Source organism: Candidatus Aminicenantes bacterium (genome assembly GCA_026393795.1).
In the GTDB taxonomy this organism is placed as follows: domain Bacteria; phylum Acidobacteriota; class Aminicenantia; order UBA2199; family UBA2199; genus UBA2199.
This window is the reverse complement of the sequence record JAPKZL010000014.1, coordinates 23,209-30,671: the sequence shown is the minus strand read 5'-3', so window position 1 is coordinate 30,671 and position 7,463 is coordinate 23,209. Positions and strand designations below refer to the sequence as shown.

General features: G+C 53.7%; 7 protein-coding genes. 5 read left to right on the top strand and 2 right to left on the bottom strand.

Annotation, left to right across the window (positions count from 1 at the left end; all coding sequences use genetic code 11):
- Positions 1-810, bottom strand: an 810-nt coding sequence (gene speE / locus NTW95_00770) for a polyamine aminopropyltransferase (protein MCX6555959.1), incomplete at its 3' end; no start/stop codon positions are given.
- A 191-nt stretch (positions 811-1,001) separates the two neighbouring features.
- On the opposite strand from speE, the gene NTW95_00765 reads away from it, so the two are divergent.
- From NTW95_00765 to NTW95_00755, 3 genes are read left to right on the top strand one after another with little or no spacing between them, the layout of a single operon-like run.
- Positions 1,002-2,408, top strand: coding sequence for a hypothetical protein (locus tag NTW95_00765; protein MCX6555958.1), 1,407 nt, complete (start codon positions 1,002-1,004; stop codon positions 2,406-2,408).
- Complete coding sequence (locus NTW95_00760) at positions 2,398-2,721, top strand: septum formation initiator family protein (GenBank protein ID MCX6555957.1); 324 nt, start codon at positions 2,398-2,400, stop codon at positions 2,719-2,721. Before NTW95_00765 ends, NTW95_00760 begins: the two co-directional genes overlap by 11 nt.
- A complete protein-coding gene (locus tag NTW95_00755; GenBank protein MCX6555956.1) occupies positions 2,711-3,559 on the top strand; it encodes a zinc metalloprotease HtpX in 849 nt (282 codons plus the stop codon). The genes NTW95_00760 and NTW95_00755 overlap by 11 nt, the downstream gene beginning before the upstream one ends.
- 27 nt (positions 3,560-3,586) lie before the next feature.
- Here the strand turns inward: NTW95_00755 and NTW95_00750 are convergent, their stop codons facing one another.
- Entirely contained in the window at positions 3,587-3,742 is a 156-nt protein-coding gene (locus tag NTW95_00750) for a hypothetical protein (protein ID MCX6555955.1), read from the bottom strand.
- A 33-nt stretch (positions 3,743-3,775) separates the two neighbouring features.
- On the opposite strand from NTW95_00750, the gene NTW95_00745 reads away from it, so the two are divergent.
- Complete coding sequence (locus NTW95_00745) at positions 3,776-6,313, top strand: LuxR C-terminal-related transcriptional regulator (GenBank protein ID MCX6555954.1); 2,538 nt, start codon at positions 3,776-3,778, stop codon at positions 6,311-6,313.
- 160 nt (positions 6,314-6,473) lie between these two features.
- Entirely contained in the window at positions 6,474-7,454 is a 981-nt protein-coding gene (locus NTW95_00740; GenBank protein MCX6555953.1) for a hypothetical protein, read from the top strand.
- The last annotated feature ends 9 nt before the right edge of the window (positions 7,455-7,463 follow it).

The window sequence follows — 7,463 nt, the reverse complement described above, 5'->3', positions numbered from 1 at the left end:
CCAACTGGTGCTGAAGCCCGCTTTTTTATAGGCTTTCTGGGCGTTGCGCTGGGCGTTCTTGAACACGTTTCTGCCCCTGGAGCCGGCGGTCAGGCTAAACGGGCCGCCCATGTAGCTCACGTTGGCGAACTGGACCACGCGCACGTCATCGAAGCTGCGTTCGATCTGCCGCCAGCTTCCGGGGCATTCGAAGGGCTGCAGGATCAATGCCCCGGTCTGGTGGATGGTGATGCCGCCATCGACCAGCGCGTCATAAACGCTCTGATAAAAGTCGGTATTGAAGAGGCTCTTGGCCGGGCCGATCGGGTCGGTGGAATCGATGACGATCACGTCGCACTTCCCCTTCATCTGCCTGATCACTTCGGCGCCGTCGCCGATGATCAGCTTGAAGCGGGGATCCTCGTAAACGCCGGCGCATACGGCCGGCATATGTTCGCGGCAGAGGTCGCAGACCATCTTGTCGATCTCCACCATGGTCACCTTTTGCACCGACCGGTGGCGCAACACTTCGCGGGCCACGCCGCAATCTCCGCCACCGATGATCAGCACATGTTTTGCCGGCCGGTTCAGGGAAAAGACCGGCCAATGGGCGATCCACTCATGGTAAATGCCTTCATCCTCTTCGGTCAGCTGCACAATGCCGTCCAGGACCAGGACGCGGCCGAAACGGTCGGTTTCCAGGATCATCAATTTCTGAAAGCCGGTATCGGTTTCCGGCACGATCACCCTCGACACCTGGAAACCGTAAGTGGCATCGGAATACAAATCCTCAAAGAACCAGAGGTTTTTTCCCTTTTTTGTCAAGCCCATCGCACGTTCTCCTTGCTGGCTAAAAAAGCCCGGCAGTATTGTACGGGAAATCGGCCGCCATTTCAACTGCCCGTTTGCGCCCCGTCGAAGGCCACCGGCAACGCCTGACCCGGATCTTGCCGCCAAATGCCATCTCCGTTTTCAGCAAAAACGGGTTGCGGGCCAGCCGCAATTATGCTATTTTTAGATGGATGACTGAAATCAGATTTGGCACGGACGGCTGGCAGGCCAGGATGGGGAAGGACTTCACCTTCGCCAAGGTGCGGCTGGTTGCCCAGGCTTTCGCCAACCTGCTCAAACGGGCCCACGGCGGCAAGGAAATCGCGGTCATGATCAATTACGACAGCCGCTATCTGTCGGAGACATTCGCCCAGAAGGCGGCCCAGATCCTGGCCCTGAACAAGATCGATGTTTTTTTCCCCCTCCGCGACGCCCCCACGCCGGCCATGGCCCTGGCGATCGTTCAAAAACAGATGCGCGGCGGGATGTGCTTCACCGCCAGCCTGAATGAACCCATCTACAACGGCATTAAAATATTTACCGCCAGCGGCGCTCCCGCCCTGCCTTCCAGAACCCTGTTGCTCGAAAATGAAATAAGGAAAATAGCCGCCGGCTTCTGTTTCAAGCATCAATATTCCGATGCGAGCCTCATTCATTCTCTCGACATCCGCCCTCCCTATCTGGACCATATCGCCGCCACGGTCCGCCTGGATCTCATCAAACGCGCCCGGCTCAAGATCATCGTCGACAATTTGTTCGGCACTTCCCGCGACTATCTGGACCGCCTGCTCGCTGACCACGGCATTGAAATCACCGCCATCCATAATTACTCCGACTCCTATTTCGGAGGCGTGACCCCCTCCTGCAGCCAGATTAACCTGAGGGAGTTGTCCAGGCTGGTGGCGAGCAAGGGGGCCGATATCGGCCTGGCCACCGATATCGGCAGCGACCGCTTCGGGATCATCGACCCTCGCGGCCGCTTCATCGATGCCCAATTGCTCATGCCGCCCCTGATCGAATATTTGATCACGGTGAGAAAAATGAGCGGGGATATCGTCAAATCGGTCTCCTCCACCGACCAGATCGCCCGCGTCGCCGAGCGCTATCAGCGCAAAGTGCACGAGACCCCGGTCGGCTTTAAATTCCTGGCCGACATGCTTTCCTCGCGCAATGCCTTCATCGGCGTGGAGGGGACCAACGGAGCCGCTTTGAACGGCCCCGTTCCCTGCCGGGACGGCATCCTGTTCAACCTGCTCATCAGCGAGATGCTGGCCCATGCCCAGCTGTCCTTGCCGCAGCTGCTGGGCCAATTCGCCCGTCGCTTTCCGCCATTGTTCAATCGCGAGACCCAAGTGGCCAAAAGCGTCCGGCGCCACGAAAAGTTTCTTTCACTTCTGCAGGAGAAAAATTTCGCTTTCCCCGGCCTGGAATTGCTGAAGATCAAATACATCGACGGCATCAAATTCATTTTTGCCGATTCCCGGCTCCTGCTCCGCGAGTCGGGAACCAGCAACGTGATCCGCATCGGCGCCGAAGCCCCCAGCCTGCGCCAGGTGCAGCGGCTGCTGCAAACAGGAAGGAAATTGCTTGAACAATAAGGAAAATTCGCTTTTCCAATCCCGGGGCCTGGCCCTGCTGCTGGTTTTCTTTCTCCTGATTCTGATCATGGCCTTCATTTTCGGGGACCGCGGCCTTCTGGAGATTATCAAGACCCAAAAGCAGATCAAGGCCCTGCAGCAAACCATCAAGGAACTCGAATCCGAAAAACTCAGGTTGACCAAGGAAATCGACATGCTGCGCGAAAATCCAATGGCGCTTGAGGAAAAGGCGCGTGAAAAATTGTGGCTGATGAAAAAAAATGAAAAGGTCGTCGTCCTGGTCAAAGAAAAGAAGGAGGTGAATCGTGAATAACCTGAAAACCGTTCTATTGCTTGGAGCCCTGAGCGGGATATTTTTGTTTATCGGCGGCATGGCCGGCGGCCAGCAGGGCATGCTGCTGGCCCTGGCGTTTGCCGGCCTGACCAACTTCGTCGCCTACTGGTTTTCCGATACGTTCGTTCTCAAATCCTACCGGGCCAGCGAATTGCCCGAGAGCGAAGCACCAAAGGTCCACGCCATGGTCCGTGAGCTTTCCCAGCAGGCGCAGATTCCCATGCCCAAAATCTATGTTTTCGACCAGGAATCCCCGAACGCCTTCGCCACCGGCCGCAATCCGGCCAAAGCGGCTATCGCCCTTTCCCGGGGCATCATCCAACTGATGGGGGAGGCCGAGTTGAGGGGGGTGATCGCCCACGAGCTGACCCATGTCATCAACCGCGACACGCTGCTGGCCACCATTGCCGCCACCCTGGCCAGTGCCATCATGTTTTTGGGCTACCAGATGCGCTGGCTTGGCCTGTTTTCTGGCGGCGGGCACGATGACGACAGGAGAGGCGGCGTACTGGGCATGATCATGATGGCCGTATTGGCTCCCCTGGCCGCCACCATCATCCAGCTGGCCATTTCCCGTTCCCGGGAGTACCGGGCCGACGCCGGAGCCGCCCAGATGACCCACAATCCAGAAGGCCTGGCAACGGCCCTGGAAAAGCTGACCGCCTATGCCAAGAGACTTCCCCTGCAGGCCACCCAGCAAACGGCGCACCTGTTCATCGTTTCGCCCTTGAGCGGCAAGAGCCTGCTGTCCCTCTTTTCAACCCATCCGCCGCTCGAGGAGCGGGTGGCCCGACTGCGCCAGATGCGCTTCAGCTGAAGCTGCTTTTTTTCAAGGACGGCAGTGTCAAAAAATAATTTTCCCGGCCTGGTTTTTGCGTTGATTCTGCTCGCCGAGCTGGCCGCCAGCAGCTGGGCCGGCACAGCCGATTTTCGTTTTCAGCACATCACCATGGACAATGGCTTGTCGCAGAGCAATGTGTTGGCAATCATACAGGACCATGTGGGTTTTATGTGGTTCGGCACCCAGGACGGGTTGAACCGCTATGACGGCAACAATTTCACTGTTTTCAAAAGCAATGAAGACGATCCGGCCAGCCTGAGCGAGAAATCGATTCTGACCCTTTGCGAAGATCGCCAGGGCTACATCTGGGTCGGCACATATGGCGGCGGATTGAATTGTTATGATCCCCGCCAATCAAAGTTTGAACGCTTCGAGCATGATGCGGACGACGCCCGAAGCCTGAGCGGCAATATTATTGAAGCCCTGATTGAAGACCGCGACGGAGTCCTGTGGATCGGCAACGAAAATGGCGTGGATGGCTATTCCCGCGAGAAGGGTTTTTTTGTCAAATTAATAAAAAATCCCGATCCGGCCAAGGGGTTTGGCAATAGTTATGTGCGGGCGTTATGCAGCGACAAAAGCGGTTATCTGTGGATCGGCACCTTTACCGGCCTCACTCGCTACGACCCAAAAAATAAAACATTCAGGCATTACAACCATGAGGAAAAAAACCCCAAGAGCCTGAGCCACGATTTTGTAACCGCTATCAGCGAAGATCCGGCCGGCTATTTATGGATCGGTACCGACATGGGCGTGGATCGCTTCGACGCGGCCACCGGCACCTTTGCCCATTGCATTACCAATCCGGATTACATCAACCTTTCGGTTTTGCCCTTTGTGCGTGCGCTATATCTGGATGAGGCGGGTATTTTGTGGGTGGCCAGCAACCGGGGTCTGATCCGCTATGACACCCGGGCCGTCAACTCACAGTTTATTTTAAAATCGGCCGGCAATCCCAATGGCATCAGCAGTGATATTATTCTGTCCATCTGCAGGGACCGCGCCGGGTCGCTGTGGTTTGGCACTCAGGAAGGAATCAATACGTTGTATGCGCAAGGCGCTTATTTCGATCATTTCCAGAACCGGCCCGAGGATGACAACAGTTTAAGCAACAATGGGGTCACCTCTTTTTTCGAAGATCAGGCCGGGAAAATTTGGATCGGTACCCAGAACGGTTTGAATGAGTTTGACCGGCGGGCCAATACCTTCCGCCGCTATTTCTTTGATCCCCGGGTGCCGTCAACCAACAACGTGTGGGCCCTGCGGTCCATTTGCCAGGACCGGGACGGCTTTATATGGCTGGCGACGGGTCGCGGCCTGGTGCGCGTGGTTCCGCACAGCGAAAATTTCATTCAATTCCCTGCCGACCCTTTTTCCGGCAATAGTCTCAATACAAGCACTATCTACAGAATTTTTGCGGATCGATCCGGAAATCTCTGGATTGGAACCGTAATCGGATTATACAGGTTGGACCCGAAGCGCGAGCACTTCCAGTATTTTAGTTACAACCCCGAAGATCCTGACAGTATCAGCGGCAATAGAATTTATTCGCTATTCCAAGACCGGCGGGGATTCATGTGGATCGGTACCTGGGGCGGCGGCCTGAACAAAATGTTGCCGGCGGATGAAGGCAGCGGCAAACCGGTTAAATTTTTACACTTTGTTAAACAGCCCGGACAAGCCAACAGCCTCAGCAATAACTTCATTTTTTCGATCTATGAAGACCGGCAGGGGATATTCTGGATCGGAACGAATGGCGGTCTGGACCGTTTCGATCCGCGGAAAAACAGCTTTGCCAATTTCTCGGAAAAAGACGGATTAGGCAACAACACGGTTTACGGAATTCTGGAGGATAATGAGGGGAACTTGTGGCTCAGCACCAACCACGGCATTGCAAAATTCGATCCGCGCACCCGTATTTTTAAAAACTATACCACCGCCCATGGAGTCCAGCATCTGGAATTCAACAATGGCGCCTATTTCAAGAGCCTCGATGGGACGATGTTTTTTGGCGGCATCAACGGTTTTAACGCTTTCGACCCGGCCAAGATAAAAGACAATCCGAATGCACCGCCAGTTTTGATTACTGCCATAACCATTTACCCTTCCGGGAGAAAGGTGGTCGGAGATTTTTCCGAACGCAAACAGCTTGACCTTTCATATAAGGACAACCATATCACCATCGAGTTTGCCGCCTTGAGCTATTTTGACCCGGCCAGCAACCAATATGCCTATAAAATCAGCGGCCTCAGCAAAGACTGGACACCTCTGGGCAACACACACCAGTTGACCCTGACAAATCTGAAACCCGGCAATTATCAGCTGGCGATTAAAGGCTCGAATAATGACGGGGTTTGGAATGAAAAAGGAGCGCTGCTGCGGATCCACATGAGTCCGCCTTTTTGGGCAAGCTGGTGGTTTCGGGCCATCATTTTTGCCCTCCTGGGCTGTTTGATTGTTTTTTTATACAAAACACGCATCAAGAGACTGGCCCGCAAAATCCGTTTTGAATCGGCATTCAATCTGTTTTGTGTCAAATACAATATTTCCAATCGTGAAAAAGAAATCATCCTGCTGGTGCTGAGCGGCTGCAGCAACAAGAAAATCGAAAATAAACTGTTTATTTCGGTGCATACCGTCAAAAATCACGTTTATAGCATTTATCAAAAATTAAATGTCAATAACCGCGCCCAGTTGGTGGATTTGTTCAAGCATCTCCGGATTGATTAAACGGGATAATTTCTTCAGCCGTTTTCCTGCAAAAAAAAATAATACCTGAAAAATGCCATTACTATTTTCACATTTTCAAGAAAAGTAACTTTTTCTCATTACAAATCATTTGCCAGAGATTATCTTGTAAGGTAGGCAATGCCACTTTATGGAGCAAAACATGAATGCAAAACTTATGTCTACCAAAAATTTCTTACGCATCGCCATTTCGACGCTGTGGCTGGTCGCTTTATTCGGCTGCCAGAAAAACGAGCCGAACGATCCCGATCCGCCGCCTTCAGGCCCCGTGGAAGTGATCGCCTACGCTTTCCAACCGGGTACGGCAGGTGAAATTCATAAAATTTACACCATCAATTCCGATGGCACGGGAAACAAGCAGGCGGTTTTCGCCAACATCGGGCTCAACCATCTGGACTGGTCGCCCGATGGGACAAGGTTCGCCTTGGTTGGTTATATGGATAATACCAATTTGACCTGGTCAATTCATACGGTCAATGTTGACGGAACCAATTTGACGCGGTTGACAGCCGTTGGCAACGTGCAAGACAGCGAGCCATCCTGGTCGCCGAATGGATTGCATATCGCTTTCACAAGAATGTTTCCCCAGCAAAATAACCGCAATGAATTATGGTTGATGAATGCCGACGGCAGCAATCAGCGAACTATCGGCGTGCAGGGATTTGCAGCCAAATGGTCACCGGATAGCGCCAGGTTCATTTATACTTCCAACCGCTCGGGGAACCAGGAAATATATACTTGCAATATCGACGGCAGCAACGAGCTTCAGCTGACCCACACGAGCGTCGACGAGTGGATGCCAACCTGGTCTCCGGATGGAAGTCAAATCGCTTTTTCGCTTTCTACCGGCGTCTGGGAGGCGGGCAGCAGGACCACCTATGAAATATTCGTAATGAACAATGATGGAACCAATGTCCGCCAACTGACCAACAACAACTTCTTTGACTACTACCCGCGCTGGTCGGCGAACGGCACGCGCATCACGTTCGAATCGGACCGTGCCGCCGCGGAACATTGGGAGGTCTATGTCATGAACACCGACGGGACAGACGTCAGGCGGGTAACCAATTCCCCGGGCAGCTATACTGCCATCTGCCCGACCTGGCGGCCCTCGACGCATTGAGCAGCGGGG